At 64.6% G+C, this 24,070-nt stretch carries 21 protein-coding genes and 1 tRNA gene; 5 read left to right on the top strand and 17 right to left on the bottom strand.

Annotated elements, in window-relative coordinates; translation table 11 throughout:
• The first annotated feature begins 623 nt into the window (after positions 1 to 623).
• A tRNA-Leu gene (locus NZ849_RS10000) sits at positions 624 to 710 on the top strand.
• A gap of 49 nt (positions 711 to 759) precedes the next feature.
• The gene (locus NZ849_RS09995) at positions 760 to 1,938 is read left to right on the top strand and encodes an RtcB family protein (RefSeq protein WP_295387117.1); all 1,179 of its coding nucleotides are present in this window, start codon (positions 760 to 762) and stop codon (positions 1,936 to 1,938) included.
• Here NZ849_RS09995 and NZ849_RS09990 read toward each other — a convergent pair.
• Together NZ849_RS09990 and NZ849_RS09985 are read right to left on the bottom strand one after the other, a co-directional pair.
• Complete coding sequence (locus NZ849_RS09990; protein WP_295387115.1) at positions 1,926 to 2,630, bottom strand: ABC transporter ATP-binding protein; 705 nt, start codon at positions 2,628 to 2,630, stop codon at positions 1,926 to 1,928. The genes NZ849_RS09995 and NZ849_RS09990 overlap by 13 nt on opposite strands.
• Positions 2,630 to 3,769: an ABC transporter permease gene (locus NZ849_RS09985; RefSeq protein WP_295406700.1), complete on the bottom strand. Its 1,140-nt coding sequence runs from the start codon at positions 3,767 to 3,769 to the stop codon at positions 2,630 to 2,632. Before NZ849_RS09985 ends, NZ849_RS09990 begins: the two co-directional genes overlap by 1 nt.
• 415 nt (positions 3,770 to 4,184) lie before the next feature.
• Here NZ849_RS09985 and alaS point away from each other — a divergent pair, with 415 nt between their 5' ends.
• Genes alaS through mltG form a run of 3 tightly spaced genes read left to right on the top strand, consistent with a single transcriptional unit; the run spans position 4,185 to position 8,329 of the window.
• A complete protein-coding gene (gene alaS, locus NZ849_RS09980; protein WP_295387111.1) occupies positions 4,185 to 6,833 on the top strand; it encodes an alanine--tRNA ligase in 2,649 nt (882 codons plus the stop codon).
• Between the two features lie 45 nt (positions 6,834 to 6,878).
• A complete protein-coding gene (ruvX, locus tag NZ849_RS09975) occupies positions 6,879 to 7,283 on the top strand; it encodes a Holliday junction resolvase RuvX (protein WP_295387108.1) in 405 nt (134 codons plus the stop codon).
• Positions 7,280 to 8,329 (top strand): endolytic transglycosylase MltG, encoded by a 1,050-nt coding sequence (mltG, locus tag NZ849_RS09970; protein WP_295387106.1) that lies wholly within the window; start codon positions 7,280 to 7,282, stop codon positions 8,327 to 8,329. Before ruvX ends, mltG begins: the two co-directional genes overlap by 4 nt.
• Before the next feature lie 9 nt (positions 8,330 to 8,338).
• Here mltG and NZ849_RS09965 read toward each other — a convergent pair whose 3' ends face one another.
• The 15 genes from NZ849_RS09965 to NZ849_RS09895 all read right to left on the bottom strand — a co-directional run bounded on the left by NZ849_RS09965 (position 8,339) and on the right by NZ849_RS09895 (position 24,065).
• Positions 8,339 to 8,632 (bottom strand): rhodanese-like domain-containing protein, encoded by a 294-nt coding sequence (locus NZ849_RS09965; RefSeq protein WP_295387104.1) that lies wholly within the window; start codon positions 8,630 to 8,632, stop codon positions 8,339 to 8,341.
• Between the two features lie 14 nt (positions 8,633 to 8,646).
• On the bottom strand, positions 8,647 to 9,108 hold the full coding sequence (locus tag NZ849_RS09960) for a hypothetical protein (protein ID WP_295387103.1): 462 nt from the start codon (positions 9,106 to 9,108) through the stop codon (positions 8,647 to 8,649).
• A gap of 22 nt (positions 9,109 to 9,130) precedes the next feature.
• Positions 9,131 to 11,365 (bottom strand): proton-conducting transporter membrane subunit, encoded by a 2,235-nt coding sequence (locus NZ849_RS09955; protein WP_295406696.1) that lies wholly within the window; start codon positions 11,363 to 11,365, stop codon positions 9,131 to 9,133.
• 31 nt (positions 11,366 to 11,396) lie between these two features.
• Positions 11,397 to 12,818, bottom strand: coding sequence for a NuoM family protein (locus tag NZ849_RS09950; protein ID WP_295387097.1), 1,422 nt, complete (start codon positions 12,816 to 12,818; stop codon positions 11,397 to 11,399).
• On the bottom strand, positions 12,815 to 14,647 hold the full coding sequence (nuoL, locus tag NZ849_RS09945; RefSeq protein ID WP_295387095.1) for an NADH-quinone oxidoreductase subunit L: 1,833 nt from the start codon (positions 14,645 to 14,647) through the stop codon (positions 12,815 to 12,817). The genes NZ849_RS09950 and nuoL overlap by 4 nt, the downstream gene beginning before the upstream one ends.
• 1 nt (position 14,648) lies before the next feature.
• Positions 14,649 to 14,939 carry an NADH-quinone oxidoreductase subunit NuoK gene (gene nuoK / locus NZ849_RS09940; RefSeq protein WP_295387092.1) on the bottom strand — a complete coding sequence of 97 codons (291 nt, stop codon included), beginning with the start codon at positions 14,937 to 14,939 and terminating at the stop codon, positions 14,649 to 14,651.
• The gene (locus NZ849_RS09935; protein WP_295406703.1) at positions 14,936 to 15,523 is read right to left on the bottom strand and encodes an NADH-quinone oxidoreductase subunit J; all 588 of its coding nucleotides are present in this window, start codon (positions 15,521 to 15,523) and stop codon (positions 14,936 to 14,938) included. The genes nuoK and NZ849_RS09935 overlap by 4 nt, the downstream gene beginning before the upstream one ends.
• Positions 15,524 to 15,613: 90 nt before the next feature.
• A complete protein-coding gene (gene nuoI, locus NZ849_RS09930; protein ID WP_295406693.1) occupies positions 15,614 to 16,153 on the bottom strand; it encodes an NADH-quinone oxidoreductase subunit NuoI in 540 nt (179 codons plus the stop codon).
• Positions 16,150 to 17,274: an NADH-quinone oxidoreductase subunit NuoH gene (nuoH, locus tag NZ849_RS09925; protein ID WP_295387120.1), complete on the bottom strand. Its 1,125-nt coding sequence runs from the start codon at positions 17,272 to 17,274 to the stop codon at positions 16,150 to 16,152. The genes nuoI and nuoH overlap by 4 nt, the downstream gene beginning before the upstream one ends.
• An 86-nt stretch (positions 17,275 to 17,360) precedes the next feature.
• Positions 17,361 to 19,724: a 2Fe-2S iron-sulfur cluster-binding protein gene (locus NZ849_RS09920; RefSeq protein WP_295406688.1), complete on the bottom strand. Its 2,364-nt coding sequence runs from the start codon at positions 19,722 to 19,724 to the stop codon at positions 17,361 to 17,363.
• Between the two features lie 3 nt (positions 19,725 to 19,727).
• Positions 19,728 to 21,044, bottom strand: a complete 1,317-nt coding sequence (gene nuoF / locus NZ849_RS09915; RefSeq protein WP_295387084.1) for an NADH-quinone oxidoreductase subunit NuoF — start codon at positions 21,042 to 21,044, stop codon at positions 19,728 to 19,730.
• Complete coding sequence (nuoE, locus tag NZ849_RS09910; protein ID WP_295387082.1) at positions 21,041 to 21,604, bottom strand: NADH-quinone oxidoreductase subunit NuoE; 564 nt, start codon at positions 21,602 to 21,604, stop codon at positions 21,041 to 21,043. The genes nuoF and nuoE overlap by 4 nt, the downstream gene beginning before the upstream one ends.
• 41 nt (positions 21,605 to 21,645) lie before the next feature.
• Positions 21,646 to 22,893 (bottom strand): NADH dehydrogenase (quinone) subunit D, encoded by a 1,248-nt coding sequence (nuoD, locus tag NZ849_RS09905; RefSeq protein ID WP_295387079.1) that lies wholly within the window; start codon positions 22,891 to 22,893, stop codon positions 21,646 to 21,648.
• Positions 22,893 to 23,516, bottom strand: coding sequence for an NADH-quinone oxidoreductase subunit C (locus NZ849_RS09900; RefSeq protein WP_295387076.1), 624 nt, complete (start codon positions 23,514 to 23,516; stop codon positions 22,893 to 22,895). Before NZ849_RS09900 ends, nuoD begins: the two co-directional genes overlap by 1 nt.
• A gap of 9 nt (positions 23,517 to 23,525) precedes the next feature.
• On the bottom strand, positions 23,526 to 24,065 hold the full coding sequence (locus NZ849_RS09895; RefSeq protein ID WP_295387074.1) for an NADH-quinone oxidoreductase subunit B family protein: 540 nt from the start codon (positions 24,063 to 24,065) through the stop codon (positions 23,526 to 23,528).
• Positions 24,066 to 24,070: the final 5 nt, after the last annotated feature.

Here is a 24,070-nt window from a genome sequence, read left to right as displayed (position 1 = left end):
TGCAATCCCCTTTCGGGGCTTTGGGTTTGCGACTGAAGAAAACGCCGATGTTGCTGATGTTAGGGGAGGCTCTGTTGCAATCCCCTTTCGGGGCTTTGGGTTTGCGACAGGGTGGAGCGCACCGCCGCAACCCGGGCTCTGGGATAGTGTTGCAATCCCCTTTCGGGGCTTTGGGTTTGCGACAGCATACCCCGTTAATCGCCGTCCCGCAAGAGGTTCTCCAAGGGGGTATTTATGAGAAAACCGGGTTATCCACAGGAGGGCTGTGGATAACCGGGCCAGAAATTGCGGTCTTCTCGATGAGGGCCTGCAAACCCACTCTTTTAGATTTTTTGTGCTGAGGGTTTGCCTTAGCTATCGGAAGGCTAGGTTTTCAAGATTCACCATCGAAAGCTCCGACAAAGTCATTATAGCATTTTGCGCAAAACAGAACGGGCCGTTTTCAGAAAGGGCTTCCACGGCGTTCTGGTAGGCCCAAAAGCCACTTCCAGCCAAGGAGAAGGTGCGTTCGCAAAGGCGTTTTTGACCTTTGCAAAGGCCCGTAGCGCCTTGTGTAACGCAAGACCGGGGAAGGGCAGTGTGCTTGACAAGCGCACCGGGCCCGACTAACCTAATGAGTGCCTGCCGGGATGGTGGAACTGGTAGACACACTATCTTGAGGGGGTAGCGAGCGCAAGCTCATGCGGGTTCAAGTCCCGCTCCCGGCACCAGCCAAAAGCAATCCCCCAGCCGTTGAGCCTGGGGGCCTTTGCTTGTCTGATGAAAACGCACGTATTCGGTCAGCACGACGAGAGGACACTGGCCCAGTTCTACGATGTAGCCCAACGGGCTGTGCAGGCAGCCCTGATGGCCGACGGTCACCTGGGCTATGTCATGCCCATTGGAGGGGTTGCGGCCTACCGCAACCAGGTCAGCCCTGTTGGGGTGGGGTTCGACATCGCCTGCGGCAACGCCGCCATCCGCACCAACCTGCATCTGGAGAAGATTGAGAAGCACCTAGAGGAGCTGGCCGACGAAATCGCCGCCACTGTCTCCTTCGGCCTGGGGCGGACCAACCGGGCCGACGACGCCCCTACCGACCATCCCCTCTTTGAGGACGAGGCCTGGGAGGCCATCCCCAAAGCCCACCGCGAGGCATTGAGGGAGAAGGCCCGGGCTCAGCTCGGCACGGTGGGTGGGGGCAACCACTATGTGGACCTCTTTGTTGACGAGAAGGGCCGCATCTGGGTAGGCGTGCACTTTGGCAGCCGGGGCTTGGGACATAGCATTGCCAGCGGATTTATGGCCCTGGCCCAAAACCGCGCCTGGGGCGAGCGGGTGCCGGAGTCGGAAACCCTGCTGGACCTGAAGAGTCCTCTGGGGCAGGCCTACTGGGCGGCCATGAACCTGGCCGGACGCTATGCCTACGCGGGGCGGGAGTGGGTGGCCCGCAAGGTGGTGGCCCTTCTGGGGGGGCGGGAGGAGGAGCTGGTGCACAACCACCACAACTTCGCCTGGAAAGAGACGCACGGCGGAGAGGAGCTTGTGGTGGTGCGTAAGGGGGCCACCCCCGCCTTTCCCGGACAGAAGGGGTTTGTGGGAGGCTCCATGGGGGACGACGCGGTGATCCTCCAGGGAAGCACCGACCCAGGCGCCCGGCCCCTTCAGGAGGCCGCCCTCTTCAGCACAGTCCACGGGGCCGGACGGGTGATGAGCCGTCGCCAAGCCCTGGGTAAGCGAGGCAAAGCCGGAGCGGTAAGCCCGGAAGCGATGCGGAGTTGGCTGGGGCGCAAGGGGGTAATCCTGCGCGGTGGGGACCTGGACGAGGCTCCCCAGGTCTACCGACGGCTTTCGGATGTGCTGGAGGCCCAGGGCCCCACCGTAAAGGTGCTCCATGTGCTGCGCCCTCTGGTGGTGGTGATGGCTGGGCCAGGGGAGTTTGACCCCTACAAAGACTGAGCCGCCCTTGTCAGGCCGGCAGACGGGGTCTCTACCCGCATTAGCCGCCCATCGCGCAGGTGCAGGATGCGGTCGGCCTTGCGGGAGAGCTCGAGGTCGTGGGTTACCAGGATCACCGTGCGGCCCGCCTGAGCCTGAGCCAAAAGCAGCTCCACCACCCGCGCGCCCGAGGCCGAGTCCAGGTTCCCCGTGGGCTCGTCGGCGAAAAGGACGGGCGGGTCTAGGGCCAAGGCCCGCGCAATGGCCACCCGCTGCTGCTCACCGCCCGAAAGCCTGCTGGGCAGGTGCTTAGCCCGTCTCTCCAAACCCACCGCCGCCAGAAGTGCCTGTGCCCGCTCAGTGCGCTCTTTCAAGCTATGGCCTGCCAGCATGAGGGGAAAGGCCACGTTCTCCAGCGCGGTGAGCGTTGGAATCAGGTTCCACTGCTGAAAGACAAAGCCCATGTGGCGAAGCCGCACCTCAGCCCGCTCGTCCTCGGAAAGGGTTGAGAAAACCCGCCCGTCCAGGCGAACCTCACCCTCGGTAGGCACATCAAAACCCGCCAGAAGGTTCAGGAGGGTGGTCTTCCCTGAGCCCGAGGGGCCCACAATGGCGGTAAGACCCGGGGGGAAAGCGTAGGTGAAATGGTCCACCGCCACCACGTCCAGCTCGCCCTGGTAGTAGCGCTTGCAAAGCCCGACCGCCTCGAGCATCAAACCCTCCCCAAAGCCTCCACAACCCGGATGCGGCTTGCAGTACGGGCCGGCAAAAAGCCCGCCGCAAGCCCCAAGACCACCGCCACCAACAGCGCAAAGGAGGCCAGGCGAAGGGTCACCGCCGAAAGGGCCAGCCCCACCTCCCGCAGGGTGAACCAGTTGACCAGCCCGGAGGCAGCCTGGCCCAGCAGCAAGCCCAACAGACCCCCTGCCAACCCCAAAACCAGCGCCTCCAGAAGGACCAGCCCAAAGATGAACCGCCGCTTGGCCCCCAAGGCTCGCATGAGGCCAAACTCACGAATCCGCTCGTAAACCGACATCATCACCGTATTGGCCACCAGCAGGCCGCCCACCACCAAAGCCACCAGGCTTATGCCAAAGCGCACCAGGTCGGAAATACGCACCGCCCGCTCGGCAAACCGCATTACATCCCCAGTGGTTTGGGCGTCTATCCCCGAAACCCGCTCCTCCAGGGCCCGGGCCACCTCCTCAGCCCGGCGGCCAGGCTCAATGGCGACCAGGATGGAGCTGTAGTTGCCGGTATTGAGAAGCGCGTGAATGACCGGGAGGGGCACGTAGATGAAGTTGTCGGCCAGCCCTCCCGAGCGCTCCAGCACCCCCACCACCCTCAAGGTGACCTGGGGTGAGAGGCGCAGCGTCTTGCCCAAATCCAGGTTGTTGCGTCGGGCCACACCCCCTCCTACCACCGCACCCCAGTCTCCAGGGTCCATAGAGCCCTTAGCCAGCCGCAAATTTGGGTAGAGGTCCCTGGCCGTTACGCCAGCTGGGAGGCCCTGGAACACGAAGCTGCTGGATGGATCAAACCCTCCCCTAGCAAAGACCGCAGTAGGGATAACCTGAACGATACCCAACGATGGGGCTACCCTTCGTATGGCCTCCAGGGTCTCCGGCCGTAGCTCCGGGTAGCCAGGGCTAAAGGCCTCGGCCCCTTCAGGCACCACCAGGATCGCCGGGCCCACGCGGGACAGCTCAGCGCCCAAAGCCCTGCGCAGTCCCTCGCCGAAAGAGAGAAAAAGGACCATGGAGGCCGTAGCGACCACAATGCCTAGCAGCGTGAGGAGGCTACGAACCGGGCGGGCCCGAAGGTTTCGGTAGACCAGCGCCAGCACTTCCACGCAAAGTAGGATAAGGGTTTCTCACGGGCAAACTAGGGTCAAAGGCGGTTTTCCCTACCCAATCTCGCCCCAGACCCTCTTGCGGGCCACCGGGGCAATGCCACGGATATCCTGCCCCCTGAGCTCTGCCCAGAAAAAACCATCTCCCGCACCTCCACAGGCAGACCCTGCCAGGCTTCACACTCTGGGGGTAGCTCGCCAAAACGGAACTTTTGGGCTTGGTATGGCGGGGCGTCCCTTAAAACCCCACGGCATACCCCCCAATGACCGTGTAGCGGACGCAGTGCTTTTCTAGGGTTCTGAGAAACCCCAGCATCTCCAGGGTCATCGCCCCTTAGTCGGGTGGCTGCGCGCCTCCACGTCAACCGCGGTTTGCCCTGGGGGAGAACTTTTCTTATGCTGGGTTGGTACTGCTATGACCACCGCCGAGATTCGCGAAAAGTTCCTCCGGTTCTTCGAGTCCAAGGGCCATCTGCGCCTGCCCAGCTTCAGCGTGGTGCCTGAGGACGACCCTACCCTGCTTTTCATCAACGCTGGAATGACCCCCCTCAAGCCCTACTTCATGGGGAAAAAACCGGTCTTCCCCGGGCATGAAGGGGAGTGGTACCGCGTGACCACCTGCCAGAAGTCGGTGCGCACCGGCGACATTGAGAACGTGGGCCGCACCAACCGGCACCAGACCGTCTTCGAAATGCTGGGCAACTTCAGCTTTGGCGACTACTTCAAAAAGGAAGCCATCGAGTGGGCCTGGGAGTTCCTGACCAGCCCCGAGTGGCTGGGCCTGGACCCCGACCGCATCTACGTAACTATCTACATTGATGACGACGAGGCCTTCTCTCACTGGACGCGGGTGGGGGTGCCCCCCGAGCGCATCCACCGCTTCGGTGCCGATGAAAACTTCTGGCCGCAAAACGCCCCCACCCAGGGCCCCAACGGCCCCTGCGGCCCCTGCAGCGAAATCTACTACGACCGGGGGCCCGAGTTTGGCTCCGACACCTGGGCCGACTACTACGAAACCCGGGAGTCCAACCGCTTTGTGGAGATTTGGAACCTGGTCTTCCCCCAATACAACCGCAAAGACGGCGGGGTATTGGAGCCCCTGCCCAAGCCCAACATCGACACCGGGATGGGGCTTTCGCGGGTGGCCATGGTTCTGCAGGGGGTAACCGACTTCTACGAAACCGACGAGTTCAGACCCCTCATCGATAAGGTGGTGGAGCTCGCAGGGGTAAGCTACGAAGGCCCCCGCTCGGTGGCCCACCGGGTAATCGCCGAGCACGCTCGAGCAGTGACCTTCATCCTCTCCGATGGGGTGCACTTCTCCAACACCGGCCGGGGCTACGTGGTGCGGCGGCTTCTGCGCCGCGCGGTGCGCTTTGGCTACCTGCTGGGCCTGCGGGAGCCCTTCTTGTACAGGCTAGCGGAAGTGGTTGCGGAGGTGATGGGGGGTGTTTACCCGGAGCTCAGGACCAACCTGGAGAGCGTCCAGAAGCAGATTAGAATTGAGGAGGAGCAGTTTTTCCGGACCCTCGAGGCGGGCATCAAACGCCTTGACGCGATGCTTTCCGGGCTCAAGCCAGGCCACACCCTCTCAGGCAAGGACGCCTTTACCCTCTACGACACCTACGGCTTCCCCCTGGACCTGACCATCGAAATCGCGGGGGAACACGGCATCCAGGTAGATACCGAGGGCTTCGAGAGGGCCCTGGAGGAGCAGCAAGAACGGGCCCGGGCCAAGGCCGCATTCAGCCGGGAGCTCTTCCACCGGCGCAGCGAGGCCCTCGCCGCGCTGGCCTCCGACTACGGAGGCACGGTGTTCGTAGGGTACGAAAGCCTGGAGGCCCAAGCCCAGGTCAAGCTCATGCTGGTGGGTGAACAGGCCATAGAAGAGGCGCCCAAAGGAACCGAGCTGCAGGTAGCGCTTGACCGCACCCCCTTTTACGCCGAGGGAGGAGGGCAGGTGGGCGATACGGGGGTGCTGGAGTGGGAGGGCGGCTGGGCCCGGGTGCTCACCACCCAGAAGAGCCCCGAGGGGGTGTACCTGCACCTGGCGCGGGTGGAGGAGGGCACCCTGAGGGCCGGCACCCCGGTGCGGGCCCTGGTAGACCCCCGTCGGCGCGACACGGAAAGGAACCACACCGCCACCCACCTTCTGCACGCCGCTCTAAGGGCAGTGCTGGGGCCTCATGTCCAACAGAGGGGAAGCTATGTAGGCCCCGACCGGTTGCGCTTTGACTTCAGCCAGTTTGAGCCCATCTCCCCACGCGATCTCGCCCGCGTAGAGATGTTGGTCAACCGATGGATTCAGGCCGACTTTCCAGTGAGCTACACCTACAAGCCCCTCGAGGAGGCCCGCAAGGAGGGGGCCATGGCCCTTTTCGGCGAGAAGTACGGGGATGTGGTGCGGGTGGTGAGCGTGGAGGGAAGCATAGATGGGGTCTCTTCCAAGGAGCTGTGCGGCGGCTGCCATGTGCGGCGGACCGGCGAAATCGGCAGCCTGGTCATCGTGGGTGAGGAGGCGGTGGCCGCCGGGGTTCGGCGCATTGAGGCGCTAACCGGCACTGCGGCCACCGCCTTTGTGCGGGAGACCCTCGAGCGGGTACAAGCCCTGGGCCGCGAGCTGGGGGTTCCGCCCGAGCAGCTAGGAGAGCGGGTAAGAAAACTCCAGGATGAGCTCAAGGGGCGCGAGCGGGAGCTGGAGAGGCTGAGGCTCGAGCTGGCCCGGAGCCAGCTTGGGGGCTCCACAGGGGCTGCCCTGCGGGAAGCAGGGGGCTACCGGTACCTGGCGGTTCAGCTCACAGGCCTCGAGGCAGGGGCCCTGCGCGGGGTGGCCGATGAGCTGCTGGAAAAGCACAAGGCTGACCTGGTGGCGGTGGGTTCGGGGCAGAACCTGGTGATCAAGGTGGGCAAGGCCGCTTTGGAGAGAGGGCTGGACGCCGGGGCGGTGATGAGGCGGCTGGCCGAGGCAGCCGGGGGACGGGGCGGGGGTAAAGGAGGACTGGCCCAAGGCGGGGGATTCAACCTGGAGAAGGCCTTTGCCGCTCTGGAAAGGGCCCTGGGCTAGAGGACCTCACATTTTCCACCGCCGCCCGGGCCATAATAGGGGCCAATGAAGGTGCTAGCCCTGGACGTGGGGGAAGCCCGGATCGGCCTGGCGGTGGGCGAGGTGGGCCGGCCCTGGGCCTTTGGTCGGGGCTACCTGGTGCGCAGGGGCCTGGAGGAGGACCTAAGGGCCCTGAAGGGGGTCGTGGAGCGGGAGGGGGCCCAGCGGCTGGTGGTCGGCCTGCCCCTGCGCACCGATGGGCACCCAAGCGCCCAGGCTGAGCGGGTGCTGAGGCTGGTGGAAGCGCTGCGCCGGGAGGGTCTGCAGGTGGAGCTGGTGGACGAGCGCTACACCACCCAGCTAGGCCAGCGGCGCCTTCGGGAGGCTCCCAGGCGCGTCCGCAGGGAGAAGGGCCGGCTGGACGAGGCCGCCGCCGTGGCCCTGCTGGAGTCCTACCTGGCTAGACCATGAACGAGCACACTCCCACCAACAATGGCGCCCTCCAGGAGCGGAAAATCCCCAACCGCTGGATTCTGCGGGGGGTTCTGGTGATGTTCCTGCTCCTGGCTGGCCTCATGGGGCATCTCCTCTACCTCATGGGCCCCACCGGGGCGGCGGCCGAGGTGCGAATTCCCAGGGGCAGCGGGGCCCAGGCGGTGGGGCGTCTGCTGGAGCAGGCTGGGCTGGTGCGCTCAGGGTACCTCTTTGCCCTATACTTGCGCTTTTCTGGTCTGGATAAAGCCCTAAAACCGGGTTTTTACCGCCTTGAAGGCAGGGGCATAAGGGCCATCGCCCTAGCCCTCACGGATCCTTCCCGTCCCCTACGGGTGCGGATCACCTTTCCTGAGGGCTGGCGGGCCTCGGAGATGGCCCAGCGGCTGAGCGAGCACAACCTGGATGGGGCCCGCTTCCTGGAGCTGGTCAACCAGCCAACCCCTGAGCTACGCCCCCCTGAGGCCGAGGGCCCCACCCTGGAGGGCTACCTGTTCCCCGCCACCTATGAATTCCCCATGGACGCAACCCCCGAGGAGATCATCCGCACCATGACCCGCCGCATGGCCCAGGAGTTCACCCCAGAGGCCCTAGAGCGCCTGCACAGCCTGGGGCTCAGAAGCGTCCACGCCTGGGTTACCCTGGCCTCCATCGTCCAAGCGGAGGCCGCCAACCCTAGCGAGAAGCCCTTTATCGCGGGGGTCTTCCTCAACCGGCTGGAGCTGGGCATGCCCCTGCAGGCCGACCCCACCGTGGCCTACGGCCTGGGCAAGCGCCTCCCCGAACTGGACCGGAACGCCGGCGACTTCAGCAAGGACACCCCCTACAACACCTACACCCGCCGCGGTCTGCCCCCCGGCCCCATCGGCAACCCCGGGGCTGAGGCGCTGCGGGCCGTGCTCAACCCAATCCGCACCAACGAAAAGGGCCAGAGGTACCTCTACTTCCTCCATGCCCAGGGGCGCCTCTTCCTGAACGTGGACTTTGAGGGCCACCTGAGGGATACCGCCCGGTACTACCGCTGAGGCCGCGGCTCAGGTGGAGGACCGGCGCAGCCCCCGGAGGCCGCCCTCAAGATGGTAGACCCGCTCGTACCCTGCCGCCTCGAGGTACAACCCGGCGAGTTCGCTCATCACCCCCCGCTCGCAGACCAACAGAATGGGGCGGTCCTTGGGAAGGCGGTGGTTGCCCCCCTGGATGTCGGCCAGGGGCACACAGAGCGCCTGCGCAAAGCCGACAGGCCCAGCCTGCCCAGGCGGACGCACATCCACCACCAAAGGGTCTTCCCTAAGGAACTCGGGCAACGCCTCGGGACGAACAGCGCGCATACCTCAAGGATAACCTAGCGGCCCGGCACCTCGGGGCGGAAGACCATCAAAGGAGGGCGCAGGCGCACCACGACCCACCGCTCCAAGGGAGGAGGCTCCGAGGCCGCCAGGAGCAGCCGAAACCCAGCCCGACCCTCTGGCCCCAAGACCCGCAACACGAAAAAGGGGGGCTCCAGCAGCGCCTCCACCTGGCCCCAAAAAGCATAACGGCCCCCATCCATCCGCCGCACGGCCTCCCGCTGTCCCTCGGTCTCCTCCCAAAACTCCACCTGCCCGTGGAGAATTAACGGGGTCTCACCACCCGAGAATGGGGCGAGACCGCGGTCAAAGGCGTAAAGGGGGCCCAGAGGGGTGAGCACCTCAACGAGCGGGCTACCGACCGGCTCAGGGCCCACCGGGAAGGTCTGCGCATACGCAGAAAAGCGCTCCCAAAAGTACTCCGGACCCTCCTCCAAGGGGCTGGCGCGCGCGGTCATCTGCACCCCCAGGAACCCCGCCTCAGCGCACGTTCAGGGTGATGACGGCCAGGGGAGGGTCAGCCTCAGAGGCCCCGGCCTCACGCACCTCGTAGGTCACCTCCCCGGGCCCCGGGTCGGAAAGGTAACTCCAACCGCAAGCCGCGCTCAAGGAGAGCTCCCTACGGCCAATCACCCGCTCCCCCCGCTTGACCACAACCGTGTAGCCGCTGGCTGAACCCACCCCACCGAAGCGGAAGGGTCGGGATACGGTTCCACCCGCCTGGAGGTTGGAAAGGGCAAAGCGCTGGCTGCAAATGGCGCCCGCCTGAGCCTCGGGCACCACCAGGGAAACCCGGGCGGCAGGAGCCCCCTCGGCTCGAGCCTCGTAAACCCGGGTGCCCCCTGCCGGGGGTGGAACACCAAGGCTCCACCGGCCCTCTGCGTTGGCCTTTACCCGGCCCAGGCTCACCCCATCCTCAAAAACCTCGACCTCCTGACCCGGCGCAGCGGTGCCCTCCAGGGTAAACCCTGTGGGGGCCACCGAGGCCCCATCAACAGGGGCGGTGATGGCCAACCCCACGGGGGCGACCAGGGTAACCCTTGCTCGGGCTACGCCCGGCTGACCCCCTCCACGGGCCTCGTAGACGTGATCCCCCACCGCAAGGGCCGAAGCGGGGAGCTCAAAACGCCAACGCCCATCCGGACCCACCGTCACGCGACCGATGGGCTGGCCGTTGTCAAAAAGTTCCAGGTCCTCCCCGGGCCGGCCGGTGCCCTCCAGGACCAAAGGTCCCGCCACCAACGTGGCCCCATCGGGAGGGACCTTCAGCGTCACCCCGGCCAGGGAAAGGCTCTGGCCCATCCCCAAAACCCGCAGCGCCGGGCCTGGCAACAAGGAGAGCAACAACAAAAGGCCCATCCCCATCCAAAGCACCCCCACACCAGCCTGCTGCGCCGCCGGGGCCATGAGCGACTGGGTGAGGCCCAAAGGGGCCCCCGACAGCGGTGCGCCTGGCGCCTCCGAGCCGCCAAAGCGGGCCACCGCTTCCTCAGCCTCGCGCTCCAGGACCTCCTGGGATGGCTCTGGCTGGGCAAAAAGCAGGAAGAAGACCCGGAGGTAGTAGTAGGCCCCCACCGCCGAGGTCACCAGGGCCAACACCACCAGGCCGTACAGCCCGGCTCGAGCCGCCTCCTGGAAGACCAGGTACTTAGCCCAGAAGCCCGCCAGAGGAGGAAGCCCTAGAACCGAGAGCACCCCCAGCGCGAGCGCCCCAGCCAGCAAGGGCCTGCGGTACCAAAGCCCTCGCAACCGATCTAAAGGCACCTCCTGGTTGGAGATAGTGGAGAGCACTGCAAAAATCAAGCCTGTACCCAAGGCGTAGGTGAGCAGGTAGAAGGGCACCGCAACCCCCGCGGTGGGGCCGAAAAGCCCAAGCCCAACGTACCCTGCGTTGGCAATGGAGGAGTAAGCAAAAAGGCGCTTGGCCTCGGTCTGGGCAAGGGCCCCAAGGTTCCCGAAGAGGGCGCTTAGGGCCACTAGCACAGCCAGCCCCACCCCCCAGGCTTCCAGACCCTGGGGGGTAAAAATGCGAAGCATGGCCGCGAAGGCCGCCGCCTTGACCGCGGTGGCCATGAAGAGGGAGACCACCGTGGGGCTACCCTGGTAGACATCGGGCGACCACCAGTGGAAAGGCACCATCGCGGTCTTGAAAGCAAAGGCCGCCAGAATCAGGAGCAGCGCTGCGGTATACAGCGGCCCCGAACCAGCCGCCCCGGCCATGAAGCTACCGGTGGCCCCGTAGTAAAGCGCCACACCATACAGGAAAACCGCAGCCCCCAAAGCGCCCAGCAAAAAGTACTTGAGCCCTGCCTCAAAGCCCTTCTCATCCCGCTGCCAAGCCGAGAGTACGTACAGGGGCAGAGAAAAAATCTCCAGCGCGATGACCAGCACCACCAGGTTGGGGCTGCTGGCCATGAGGTGCATCCCGGTAACGGCGTAAAGCACCAGGAGGGGGAACTCAAACTTCTTGACCGGACCCAGCAACAGGGTCCAAAGCCCCCCCAGTACGGCCACCAGGGTCAGGCCGCGGGCGAGGGTATCCAACCGATAGAGCCCCCCGAACGCCTCCACCGTCTCTCCCCAGCCCAACAAAGCGAAAAGCCCAGCCAGCACCAAAGCCGCCACAGACAGAACCCGGTTGGCCTCCCGAGAGACAGCGAAAGCCAGCAACGACAGCAGGGTGGAGCTACCGACCAGGACATACAAGGTCAGCATCGGGCACCTCCGCTGGCCCTCAAAACCCCCGTCATGAGGCACCTCCAAAAAGCGCGCCCAGAGCCCGCCCCAGCGGCTCTAAGTAGGCGGTGAAGAGCCTGGGGTAGAGGCCCATCAGGAGCAGCACCCCCACCGTCACCCCTGCAAAGGCCCACTCCCTGGCATCCATGTCTGAAACTGCCTGGGCCTGCGGGGCTTCCTGGAAAAGCCGCTGGAAAGCGGTAAGGGCGTAGGCCGCGGCTGCAATTACCGATAGGAAGGCCAGAAAGGTGAGCCACGGGGCAACCCGGTAGGCCCCCAGGAGCACCATCAGCTCGCCGGGAAAACCCGAAAGGCCAGGCAAACCAATCATGGCCATCAAGAGGAACATCCCCAAAACGTACAAACCTGGAGCGTACCGAGCCAGACCCCGCACGGGCCGTGTCTCTAGGCTTCCAGTACGGGCGTACACCCTTCCCACAAAGAGGAACATAGCCGAGCTATAGACCATGGAGGCACCAAGCAAGTACAAAGCGCCCACCGCACCCTCAGGGGTCCCGCTGAAAAGCCCCAGGGCTGCCAACCCCATGTGCGACACCCCAGCATAGGCCAACAGGGTCTTCCAATCGGGTGCACTAAACGCCAGCCAGGCCGCGTACAGGGCCCCAAAAGCGGCAAGGAAAAGGAGGAGCCCCTGCCACTCCCGAAACCCCTCAGGGACCAGGGGGATGGCCCACTTGAAGAAGGCGAAGATGCCCACCTTGTAAAGCGTCCCCAACGCATCCGCCAGCCCCGAGGGATGGTTTTGCTGATGGAAGCTGGGGAGCCAAGCGTGGAGGGGGAACAGCGGGGTCTTGACCGCAAAGGCCACCAAAAAGCCCAAAAAGGCCCAGGTTGCCGCCGGACCAGCCAGCGGCTTGGCGGCTAGGTCGGTGTAGAGGAAACTCTCGGCGCCACTCAGGAAGCGCACCGCGAAGACCGCCGCCAGCATCGGCAGTGAGCCCACCAGGGTAAAAAGAGCGAAGGTGTATATGGCCCTGAGCCGCTCTGATCCCCCGTAAAACCACAGCATGAGGAGGGCTGGAATCAGGCTAGCCTCGAAGAAGAAGTAGAAGAAAACCAGGTCCTGAGCAGCAAAAATACCCAGAAGCCCGGTCTGCATCATGAGGGTGTAGGCCAAAAACCGCACCGGAACATCAGCCAGCCAAACCCCAAGGAGGACCACCAGGTTCACCGCTAGCCAAAGGAGGAGCCCAGCCCCGTCCAGGCCCACCGCATAGTAAACCCCTGCCTCGAGGAGAAAGGGCGTCTGACTGGCATAGGCCACCCCCTCCCCTGGGTACTCCGCAAAGAGGTAGAGGGAAACCGCCAGGCTGGCCAGGGAAGTGAGAACCGCGAAGCCGCGCCCCAGGCCTGGCCACAGCAGAAGCACCAGACCCGCCAGCAGGGGTAGCCAAAGCCCAAGGTGAATCATCGCAACACCCCCCAGGCCAGCAAGAGCACCAGAGCCACCAAGAGTCCGGCCAGGTAAAAGCGCAGGGCACCGGTCTCGAGCCGGGCCAGCAGGTTCCCCAACCCACCCACCAGGCCCCCAAGGCCCCCAAAGCCCGCGAGCAGACCCCTATCCCCTCCGAGCAGGAGCCCGGCCAGAACCTTAGCTGGGTTCACCAAAAGGGCATTGTAAATCGCGTCCACGTAAAACCCCTGCAAGGCGGCCGACTGAAAGCGCACGTACCAGTCGGGCATAGGCTGCTGAAAAAACCGGAACCCCCAAAGCAGCGCAAGAACGGCCACCGTCGCAGAGAGAACGATAAGAACCCACTCGGTCAGCACCGGAAGCTTTTCATGGGGGAAGTCGCCGATGGCCCGGACCAGGAAGGGCTCGAGGAAGTTCTCGTAGTCAATCACGTAGGGCAGACCGATAAACCCCACCCCCATCGCACCCCCCATCAGGATATGGTTGGGCCAGAGCATTACCGCTGGGCTCTCGTGGGGGTGCTCCTTCCCTCGGTACTCCCCCCAGAAGACCAGGACATACCAGCGGATGGAGTAGAGCGCCGCCAGTACCGAGGCGATCACCATCAGGGCCCAAAGCCACGGGCCGTACCCGAAGGAGTAGGCCAGGATAGCGTCCTTTGACCAAAACCCAGCCAACGGGATCAGCCCTCCAGAAGCTGCAGTGGCCACCAGGCCGTGCAGGTGGGTGACCGGCAGGTACTTGCGCATCCCACCCATCCTGCGCACATCCTGCTCACCTCCCAAGGCGTGGATCACGGAGCCGGAGGTCATGAACATCAGGGCCTTGAAGAAGGCGTGGGTCACGATGTGAAAGATGGCCACCCAGTAGGCCCCCACCCCCACCGCCACGAACATAAAGCCCAGCTGGGAAAGCGTGGTATAGGCCACTATTCGCTTGATATCCCACTGCCCCAAGGAGCAAAGGGCCCCATAAATGGCGGTCAAAAGGCCGACCGCCACAATCAGACCAGAAAGGAAGGGGTCTGCATGGAGCAGAAAAGCATGGCGCACCAGCAGGTAAACCCCGGCGGTGACCATGGTTGCCGCGTGGATGAGCGCGGAGACCGGTGTGGGCCCCGCCATCGCATCGGGCAGCCAGACCATCAGGGGCACCTGAGCGCTCTTGCCTATGGCCCCTACGAGGAGGAAGAAACCCGCCAGGGTCAGGCTGGCAAAGCTGTAGCCCCCTTCCTCCACCTTGTGGGCCAGCTCGGAAATGGACAGCGTCCCAAACATGCTCCATAGGAGGCCCATCCCCAGCAAAAAGCCCAGGTCGCCGATTCGGTTGACGATAAAAGCCTTGCGGGCTGAGTCGGCGTTGACCCGCTCGGTGTACCAAAAGCCAATCAGCAGGTAGGAGGCCAGCCCCACCCCCTCCCAGCCGATGAAGACCACCGGCAGGCTGTCGCCCAGCACCAGCAGGAGCATGGCCGCGATGAACAGGTTGAAATAGCTGAAGAAGCGGCTATACCCGGGGTCGGCGTGCATGTAGCCGATGGCCCAGACGTGGATTAGAAAGCCCACGCCGGTGACCACCATCAGCATGACCCCCGAGAGGTTGTCCAGCCGAAGACTGAAGGGAATCCCTGGCAACCACTCTGCAAGTGTCCAGCGGGCTCCTCCCTGCAGCAGCAGGTAGAAGCCCAGCAGGAAGCTCGCCAACACCAGAAGCGAGGCTACCCAACCCGAGGCCGGCTCACCAAAACGCCGACCCCACAGGCCCAGAAGGGCAAAGCCCAGCAGGGGCAGCCCTACCACCAGAGGTAAAAGCAAGGTCTCCTGCACGTTACCACCTCAGTTGGCGCAGCTCGTCCACGTTGGTGGTCTCTCGCCGGCGGAAGATGGCCACAATCAGGCCCAAGCCCACCGCCACCTCGGCCGCCGCAATGGCAATGATAAAGAGCACCACCACCTGAGCGTCCAGCCCGCCCGTCAGATTGGAAAAGGCAACCAAGGAGAGCGCCGCCGCGTTCAACATGAGCTCAATAGAGAGAAAGACCAGAATCGCGGTGCGGCGGGTCAGCACCCCATAGGCCCCTATGGCGAACATGATCGCAGAGGCCACCAACCAGATCACTTGACCACCGCCTTTCCGTCTTTCTCGCCCTGGGGTAGATCGGGTGGGCCCACCCTTTTGGGATGGGCCGGGTGGGTGGTGGCCGTTAGAATCCGCTCCGGCTCCACCAGCACCACGGCCGCAACCGTAGCTACCAACAACAGGAAACCCACCGCCAGAAGGGCAAAAAGCCACTTCTCGGGATCGTACAGAAGGGGCCCTAAAGCCTGGGGCAGCCCCCCACCCAGGCTTCCAGGAGCAGCCGGTGGGCTAAATTGGAGGGCCACAAAGATAAGGAGGCCCGCCAGGCCCAGCGCACCCAGGGCCGCCACCCACGGCAGGCGGGGCAGAAGGTCGGGCCCCACATTGGCGCTGGCTGCCGAAAGTAACATGATGACGAACAAAAAGAGCACCACGATGGCTCCGGCGTAGACGATGACCTGAACCATAGCCACAAAGCGGGCCTCGAGGGCCACGTACACGCCAGCCACCACCAGAAAGTTAGCAATCAGGGCCAAAGCCGCGTGCACAGCGTTTTGAAGCCGCACCACTGCCAGGGCGCTAGCCACCAGCAGGAGCAAGGCAAGAGCTTCCCAGGGTCCAATCATGGGTTCCTCCCGTCCAGGGTCGTAGGGCCTTGCATCATCCGAGCGATTCTACCCGTGAGTGGCCTTTGGCGCACCCATCCCCTCCGGTCACTTGGACTTGGGAGGCTTGAAGCCCTCGAGCTCAGGCCGCACATAGGGCACGGTATAGCCCCTCCGGATGGGCTTTCCGGTGTACTTGGCCTCGCGCCGCTGGGGCTTGGTCCCCTCCACCTCCACCAACAGGTCCTCCTTGCCGTAGACGAAATCGGCGTAGCGGTAGTCGGCCATCTCAAAGCCGTACCCCATCACGATAGCCCCGGTAGGGCAAGCCTCCTCGCACAACCCGCAGAAAATGCAGCGGAGCATGTTGATCTCGTAGACCCTGGCATAGCGCTCCCCCGCACTCACGGGGTTTTCCGGGTCGTTTTCAGCGGCTTCAACGTAGATTGCGTAGGCTGGACAGGCCGCCGCGCAGAGGCTACAGCCGATACACTTCTCAAGCCCATTGGGGTGGCGGGTCAGCACGTGCCGCCCGTGGAAGCGGGGCTTGAGGGGCACGGGGGCATCCGGATAGGGAATGGTCACGGGCTTGGAAAACAGGGCCCTGAGGGTGATGCCCATGCTCTGGGCCAACGCAGCGATGCTCATACGCGCACTCCTCCTCGATTGCCTAAGCGGGAAGGGGCTTTAGGGCTGGGCCGGGCGGTAAGGGCAGCGTAGAGGGAAAAGCCCACCAAGGCGGCCAGGGAAAGCCAGGCCAGAAGCGCCGTTGGGAGCCCGAAAGCCACCACCAAAGCCGAGAGCAGGAACCAGACCAGGGCCAGCGGGAAAAGCCGGCCCCAGCTGAACACCATGAGCTGATCGTAGCGGAGGCGGAAAAGGGTGCCCCGCACCCAAATGAAGAAGAAGAGGAAGAGGGCGATCTTCACGAACATCCAAAGGTAGGGTAGGGCGAAAATTCCGCCGATGACCGGGATCTGCTCCATGAACCCTGGCATCCGCCAGCCACCCAGGAAGAGGGTGGGGATAAGGGCCGACGCCGTGATGAGGTGGATGTACTCGGCCATCTGGAAGAGGGCCCATTTGATGGAGCTGTACTCGGTGTTGTAACCCCCCACCAGCTCCTGCTCGGCCTCGGGAAGGTCGAAAGGGGTGCGGGCCGCCTCGGCCATGCTGGTGAGGAGGAAGATGGCAAAGGCCGGGAGCATGTAGAGGATGAGCCAGCCATTCTGGTGCTGCCACTCCACGATCTCCCGCAGGTTGAGCGAGCCCACCAGGAGCACGGGGGAAAGGAGGCTGATACCCAGGGCCAGCTCGTAGGAGATGAGGGAGGCCGAGGCCCGCAAGGATCCCAGAAGCGAGTACTTGGAGTTAGAGGCCCAGCCCGCCAGAAAAACCCCGTAGATGGCGATCTCTGAAACCGCAAACACGTAAAGCAGCCCCACGTCCAGGTCGATGACCCAAGGGTCGTAGCCGAAGAAGGCGCCCTTGGGTCCGAAGGGGATGAGCCCAAAGGTGAGCACCGCAAAGGTCACCGAGATCATGGGGGCCAGCACGAAGACCACCCGGTCGGCCTTGGCCACCACCAGGTCCTCCTTGAAAACCGACTTGATGGCATCGGCCAGGGGTTGCAAAAGCCCGGCAGGTCCCACCCGGTTGGGACCCTGGCGAACCTGGATGCGGGCCAAAAGGCGCCGCTCGATGAGGGTCATGTAGGCAAAGGCGGTAAGCAGGCCGAAGATCACCAGGAAGGCCTTGAGGCCCACCATCCACAGAGGGTCGGTAGCCTCGGCCCTGGCAGCCTCAGCCGCCAGGGCCGGGCCCAGGGCAAGAACACCCAGCCCAAGCACGCCCCTCATACCCCACCTCCGACCAGCACCCGGGCCTCCATCCGGCGGCCCGCCCAGGGGCCTAGGGCCGGCAGGTAGACCACCCCATCGGGCAGACCCTCCACCAACCGCACCTCGAGCGCCTCGAGGCCCCAGGGGGTCTCCAGCTCTACCCGGTAGCCCTCGGCCAGGCCCTGGGCCCTGGCCGTGGCCGGGCTCATCTCCAAGCGAACCTGCACCACCTGGGCCACCTCCCCCACGAGCTGCTCGCGCCGCCACATGGTCGGGCGCAGGAAGAGCAAGCCCTGGCCCGGTTCAACCCCGGCGGGGAACCCAGCCGCCCTGGGCGCCCAGCGCTCCATCACGGGGGGCAGCCCGTACTTCTCCTGGAGCAGCCGGGTAGCCTGGCGCACCAGACGCACCGGCGGCTTCAGCCCCATCGCTTCAGCCAAAATGGCCAGTGCGGCCACCGCCCCGTCGGCCTGCCCATTCTGAATGGAGGCGGGCTCGAGGGGAAGCACCCGCCCCTCGAGGTTCACCGTGTGCCCCCGCTTCTCGTAGAAGGTCGGGCTAGGTAGCACCACGTCGGCGTACCGATCGGCCAGGGGGTGGCGGTGGGAGAGGTGCAGGATGCGGAAGGAGGCAGCCTTGAGCTGGGCCTCGGTGGGTAGGTAGCCGTAGTAGACCACCCGAGGACCCAACCCCATCCAGTCTGCTCCGCCCTTTCCAGGAAAAAGACCCAGGCCCTCCAGACCGCGGGCGTTGGGCGCAGGGGTCATGGCCAGCACCCGCGCGCCCAGGCGCTCAGAGAGTTCGCGGGCCTTCTGGGCCGCCGCTGGATGGTTCAGCACATGGGCCCCCAACACCAGCACCGTCTTCCGGCTCTGCGCAAGCCGCTCCCGGGTCCAGGCCACGGCCTCCTCAAGGCCCGAAGGGGCCTCCCCCTGGCCCAGCAGGGCCCGCAACAAGGGGAGTTCCTCTCCCGGGGCGTGCACCCCCCTACCCTGGGCCCACTTGGCGGTGGGAGAGGGGTAGGGGCTGAAGAGGGCCAGCTTATGGAGGAGCCGGGGCATCCGCTCCTTGATGCTCAGATCGGCAAAGGGTGTGCCGTGGTTGAACCGCGGGGCAGGCTTGAGGCCCCGGCTGTACTCCGAAAGCCGGAGGTGCAGGTTAGGGGCCTCCTCCGCGGGGTCGCCGAGGACCAACACAAACTCCGCCTCGAGCAGCTCCTCAAGGCTGGCCGGTGCAAAAGCAACGGCAGGGTAGGCGGTGCGTCCCTGGAAGTCCCGGTGCGGGGTGCCGAGCAGGTGGGCCAGCTCCACCGCGGCCAGGCCCTCCTCGAGGGTGCTCTGCGCGCCGAGGTACAGCCCTACCTCTTCCCCCTTGAACCCCGAAACCCCGGCCCGAAGGGCCTCCAGGGCCTCCTCCCAGGTAGCCTCCTGCAGAATGCCCGCCTTGCGCACCAAGGGGCTCAGAAGGCGGTTCTCCCCCACCCATCGATGCCCAAAACGGGCCGCGTCGGAGATCCACATCCTGTTCACCTCGGGCCGTTCGGCGGCGCGGATGCGCTCCAGGCGGCCGCTGCGGGTGTCCACGAGGATGGCCGCACCCACCGCATCATCCATGGAGGTGGTCAGGGTGGTGTCGTACTCCCAGTTGCGCGCGCGGAAGCGGGCGGTCTGGTCCAAAAGAGCCCCCACCGGGCAGATGTCCACGATGTTTCCGGTGAAGTTCGAGGGCAGGCCCACCTCCTCGCTGCTGATGAAGGTGTGCACCCCCCGCTCGATGAAGTCAAGCACCTCGTCCCCCGGCACCTCCTCAAAGTAGCGCACGCAGCGCTTGCAGTGGATGCAGCGCTCCCGGTCCAGCACGATGAAGGGCGAGAGGGCGTGGTGCTTGTCAATGTGCCGCCGGGTCATCTCGAAGCGGGTGTAGAGGGGCAGCTCCTGGGGGTTGGGGTGGTAGAACTTTTCGGCCAGGCCGTACTCGTAGCTGCGGTCCTGCAGCTCGCAGGCCCCGCCCTTGTCGCAGGTGGGGCAGTCTAGGGGGTGGTTGAAGAGGGTGAGCTCCACCATCCCCGACTGGGCGTGGCGCACCTCGTCGGAGAGGGTGTCGATGACCATCCCCTCGCTCACCGCGGTGATGCAGGCAGCCTGCAGCTTGGGGGTCCAGAAGATCTTGGGCGCCCCATTTTCCAGGATGAGCTGCCCGTCCGGCCCCTTGCGCGGGGTACCGGTGCGCACCAGGCACATCCGGCAGGCCCCTACAGGGGACAGGTATTTCTCCGCGCAAAACAGCGGCACATCGTAGCCGGCGTGAAAGATGGCGTCCATCACCGAGGTGCCAGGGGGCACCTCGACCGCCCTATCGTTGACCACAACCCGGACCATGCCCTACCTCCAGAAGCTCCCCTGGCGCTCCAGCGGCCGCGGGTTCTCCACCAGCTCCACAAACTGCTGGCGGAAGTGCTTGAGGCTACCCCGCACCGGCCAGCAGGCCGCGTCGGCCAAGGCGCAGAAGCTGCGGCCCTCAATCTGGTCCAGAAGGCTTTCCAGCAACTCCACATCCCCCTTCTCTCCTCGGCCAGTGCCCAGCTTCTCGAAGAGGGCCACCATCCAGCCCGAGACCCCCTCGCGGCAGGGGGTGCACTTGCCGCAGGACTCGTGCCCGTAGAAGCGGGTCACGTTCCACATCGCGTCCACCATGCTCATCCGGGCTGGGATGCCAATCACCCCTCCGGTGCCCAAGAGCGAGCCTCGGGCCGCCAACGACTCGTAGTCCATGGGGGTATCCAAGACCTCGTCTGTCCAGGGCAGAGGTGGGCAGGAGGAACCCCCAGGGATGATGGCCTGGATGGGCTCGGTAGGACCACCCGCCCAGTCAAACAGGAGCTCGCGAAAGGTGGTGCCCATGGGCAGCTCGTACACACCAGGGCGCCTGAAGGGCCCCGAGACCTGGTAGAGTTTGTGCCCCTTGGACTTCTCCGTACCCATGCTGGCAAACCAGTCGGCCCCGCGCTCGATGATGTGCACCACCGAGCAAAGGGTCTCCACGTTGTTGATGGTGGTGGGCATGCCCCAAAGGCCGGCCTGGGCGGGGAAGGGGGGCTTCATGCGGGGGTTGGCCCGGAGGCCCTCGAGGGAGTTCATGAGCGCCGTCTCCTCCCCGCAGATATAGGCCCCCGCCCCCCGGTGCACGTAGAGGTCGAAGCTGAAGCCGGTCCCCATCACATCCGGGCCCAGATACCCTGCGGCGTAGGCCTCCCGGATGGCCGTCACCAACCGGTCGTAGGCCCGGCGGTACTCCCCCCGGATGTAGATGTAGCCCTTGGTGGCGCCAATACCCACCCCGGCGATGAGCATCCCCTCGATGAGCTGGTGGGGGTCGTCCTCCATCAGGTAGCGGTCCTTGAAGCTGCCCGGCTCCGACTCATCGGCGTTGCAGATGATGTAGTGTTGCTTGCCGGAGTCCTTGGGCATGAAGCTCCACTTGAGGCCGGTGGGAAAGCCCGCACCTCCTCGGCCGCGCAGCCCGGACTTCTTGACCTCCTCCACCACCCAGTCGCGACCCTGGGCGATGGCCTTGCGGGCGGCCTGGTAGCCGCCGTGGGCCAGGTAGTACTCCAGCGTCCAGGAGCCTGGCCGGCCCACGTGCCTGTACAGGGTCTTCTCAAAACGCGGGTCCTTTCCGCTCACGATGGGTCCGTTCATGCGCTCACCTCATCCCCTCGCACATGCACCTCGTGGCCCACCTTGCCCGGAAGCTCGATCTCCTCCAGCCGCTTCCCGGACCTAAGCCCTTCCAGCAGGGCCTTCAGGCGGGCCTTGGTCACGCATTCCACGTAAGGCTCGTCGTTGACCTGGAGCACCGGCGCGGTGTGGCAGCTTCCCAGACACTCCACCTTCTGGATGCTGAAGAGCCCGTCTGGGGTCACCTCGCCCCGCAGAATTCCAAGCTCAGCCACCAACTCATCCCAAAGCTCATCGGCGCCCCCAATGGCGCAGGAAAGGGTGGCGCAAACCTGGATGTGGTACCTTCCCGTGGGCAGGGCCTGGTAGTAGCTGTAAAAGCTCATCACCCCAGCCACCTCGGTGGCGGTGATGCCCAAAATGCGCCCTATCTCCTCCTGACGCTCGGGGGAGACCCAACCCTCCTCCTGCTGAACCCTGCGCAGCATGGGCATAATGGCCGCCCGCCGCCCTTGGGGTGTGTCCGGGTACTGGGCGAAGACCTCACGCAACCATTCCTGCTTGTCGTCGAAAAATCCCACGCTTACCTCCAGCCTCCTCCGCGCCTCTACCCAAAGCGGCCCTACCGGTCCACATCCCCCATCACCGGGTCAAGCGAGGCAATGACCACCACCATGTCCGCCATCTGAACGCCCTTGCAGGCAAAGGAGAGGCTCTGCAGGTTGACGAAGCTGGGCGCGCGCACCTTGACCCGGTAGGGCATCGAGCCCCCGTCAGAGATGATGTAGTAACCCAGCTCCCCCCTTGCGCTCTCGGTGGGCACATACACCTCTCCCAAGGCCGGGTGGAAGCCCTCGGTCACCAGCTTGAAGTGGTAGATAACCGCCTCCATTGAGGTCTCCAGCAGATGCCGCGGCGGCAGAGAAATCTGCGGGTTGGGGTCGCGTACGGGGCCCGGGCCCATCGCCTCGAGCCGCTCCACCGCCTGCTGAATGATCTTGACCGACTCGCGCATCTCGAGGATGCGGATGATCATCCGGTCGTAGACATCCCCCCCATAGAGGACCGGCACGTCAAACTTGTACGTCTCATAGCCCGAGTAGGGGTAGGCCTTGCGCACGTCGTAATCCACCCCCGAGGCCCGGAGGCTTCCCCCGGTGAGGGAGAGGTTAATGGCGTCCTCCGGGGGAATCACCGCCACCCCCCGGGCCCGCTCGTAGAAGATGGGGCTTTCCCGAAAGAGGGCCTCGTATTCGTCGATCCGGTAGGGCATCTGGGCGATGAACTTTTTAACCTCTCCCAAGAACTCTGGCGGCAAGTCCTCCTTTAGACCACCGATGCGGATGTAGTTGTGGTGGAAGCGCTGACCTGAAACCCACTCAAAGAGGTCCAGCACCGCCTCACGCTCGCGGAAGGCGTAGAAGAAAGGGGTAAGGGCCCCGAAGTCCAGAAGGCCGGTTCCCAAAAAGACCAGGTGAGAGGCAATGCGCGAGAGTTCGTTGAGCATTACCCGGATGGTCTCTGCCCTGGGGGGCACCTCGGCCCCCACCAGCTTCTCCACCGCCAAGGCGTAGGCCAGGTCGTGGGCGAAGCTGTGCAGGTAGTCCATGCGGGGGGTGTAGGTGAGGCACTGGGTGTAGGTGCGGTGCTCCATGTTCTTCTCAAACCCGGTGTGCAGGTAGCCGATGTGGGGGGTAAGGCGCAGAATCTGCTCCCCCGAGAGGTCGACCACCACCCGCAACACCCCGTGCGTGGAGGGGTGTTGCGGGCCCACGTTCAGGGTCATCACCTCGGACTTGAGCTCTGGAGCATCGGAAATTTCGTAGGCTTCCACCGAGGGGCTGTGGAGCTTGGCCGGGTCACGTACCATTAGCTGCCTCCCTTGATGGCTTTCTGCACCTCGGCGGCCACCTCACTGTACCCTTTGCGGGTGCCGCCACGCCAGCCGGTAAGGCCGGGCTTGTTGCCGGCCAACCCCGCGCGGAAGGCCTCGGGGTCAATGAAGCGCCCCTCCTTGAAAAGGGTTGGGGTCTCACCCAAGGGAAAGTCCTTGCGCAGGGGGTGGCCCTCGAGGTCCTCGGGGGTGAGAATCTTGCGCAGGTCAGGGTGCCCCTCAAACCGGATGCCGAACATATCGTACACCTCCCGCTCCAGGAAATCGGCCCCCCGCCAGAGGTCGGTGAGGGTAGGCAGCCTGGGGTCTTGCTCGGGAACGTAGACCCGGATGAAAACCCGGCTGCCGTCCCCTTCCTTGTAGCCCGGGAGCGAGACCAGCTCGTAGACCACCGAGAAGCGCTCGGGCTTCCTCTCAGGGTAGGTAAGGTAGTCTATCCCCACGATGTCCGCCAGGTAGTTCCATCCCCGGGCTTTGAGCTCGGCCATAAGGGGCTTTAGCTCTGCCCGGGGCACCACCACCCAGGTGCTGCCGTGGGCTTCCTCCACTGCCCAACCTCTAGCCCGCGCCTCCTGCTTGAGCTCTTCCAGTCTGCGCATGCTCCACCCCTAGCGCGTCCAGGCCTCCACCTTGGGGAGCTTGCGGCCCTGCTCGTCGCGGGCCTTCCCCTGAATTTTCTTCTGAAGCTGCATCACCGCGTAGATGAGCGCCTCCGGCCGAGGCGGGCAGCCCGGCACGAAGACGTCCACCGGCACCACGCTGTCCACGTTCTGCACGATCGCGTAGTTGTTGAACATACCGCCCGAAGAGGCGCAGGCCCCCATGGAGATCACCCACTTAGGATCGGGCATCTGGTCGTAGACGCGCCGCATCACCGGGGCCATCTTCTTGGAGAGCCGCCCGGCTACGATCATCACATCGGCCTGCCGGGGCGAGGCCCTGAAGACCTCCGAACCGAAGCGGGACAGGTCGTTTCTGGAGTTGGTAGAGGCCATCATCTCAATGGCGCAACAGGCCAGGCCAAAGGTAGCCGGCCACAAGCTGTTGGACCGTCCCCAGGCGATGAGCTTTTCCAGCGTTGTGAAAAGAACACCCGCGTTCTCGAGCTCCTGAACGTCTTTGGTGAACAGGTCGGTCAGGGTTGCCATAAACC

It is taken from the genome of Meiothermus sp., assembly GCF_025060375.1.
In the GTDB taxonomy this organism is placed as follows: domain Bacteria; phylum Deinococcota; class Deinococci; order Deinococcales; family Thermaceae; genus Meiothermus.
Note: the sequence above shows the minus strand (reverse complement) of the source record. Positions and strands in the feature narration are given on the sequence as shown.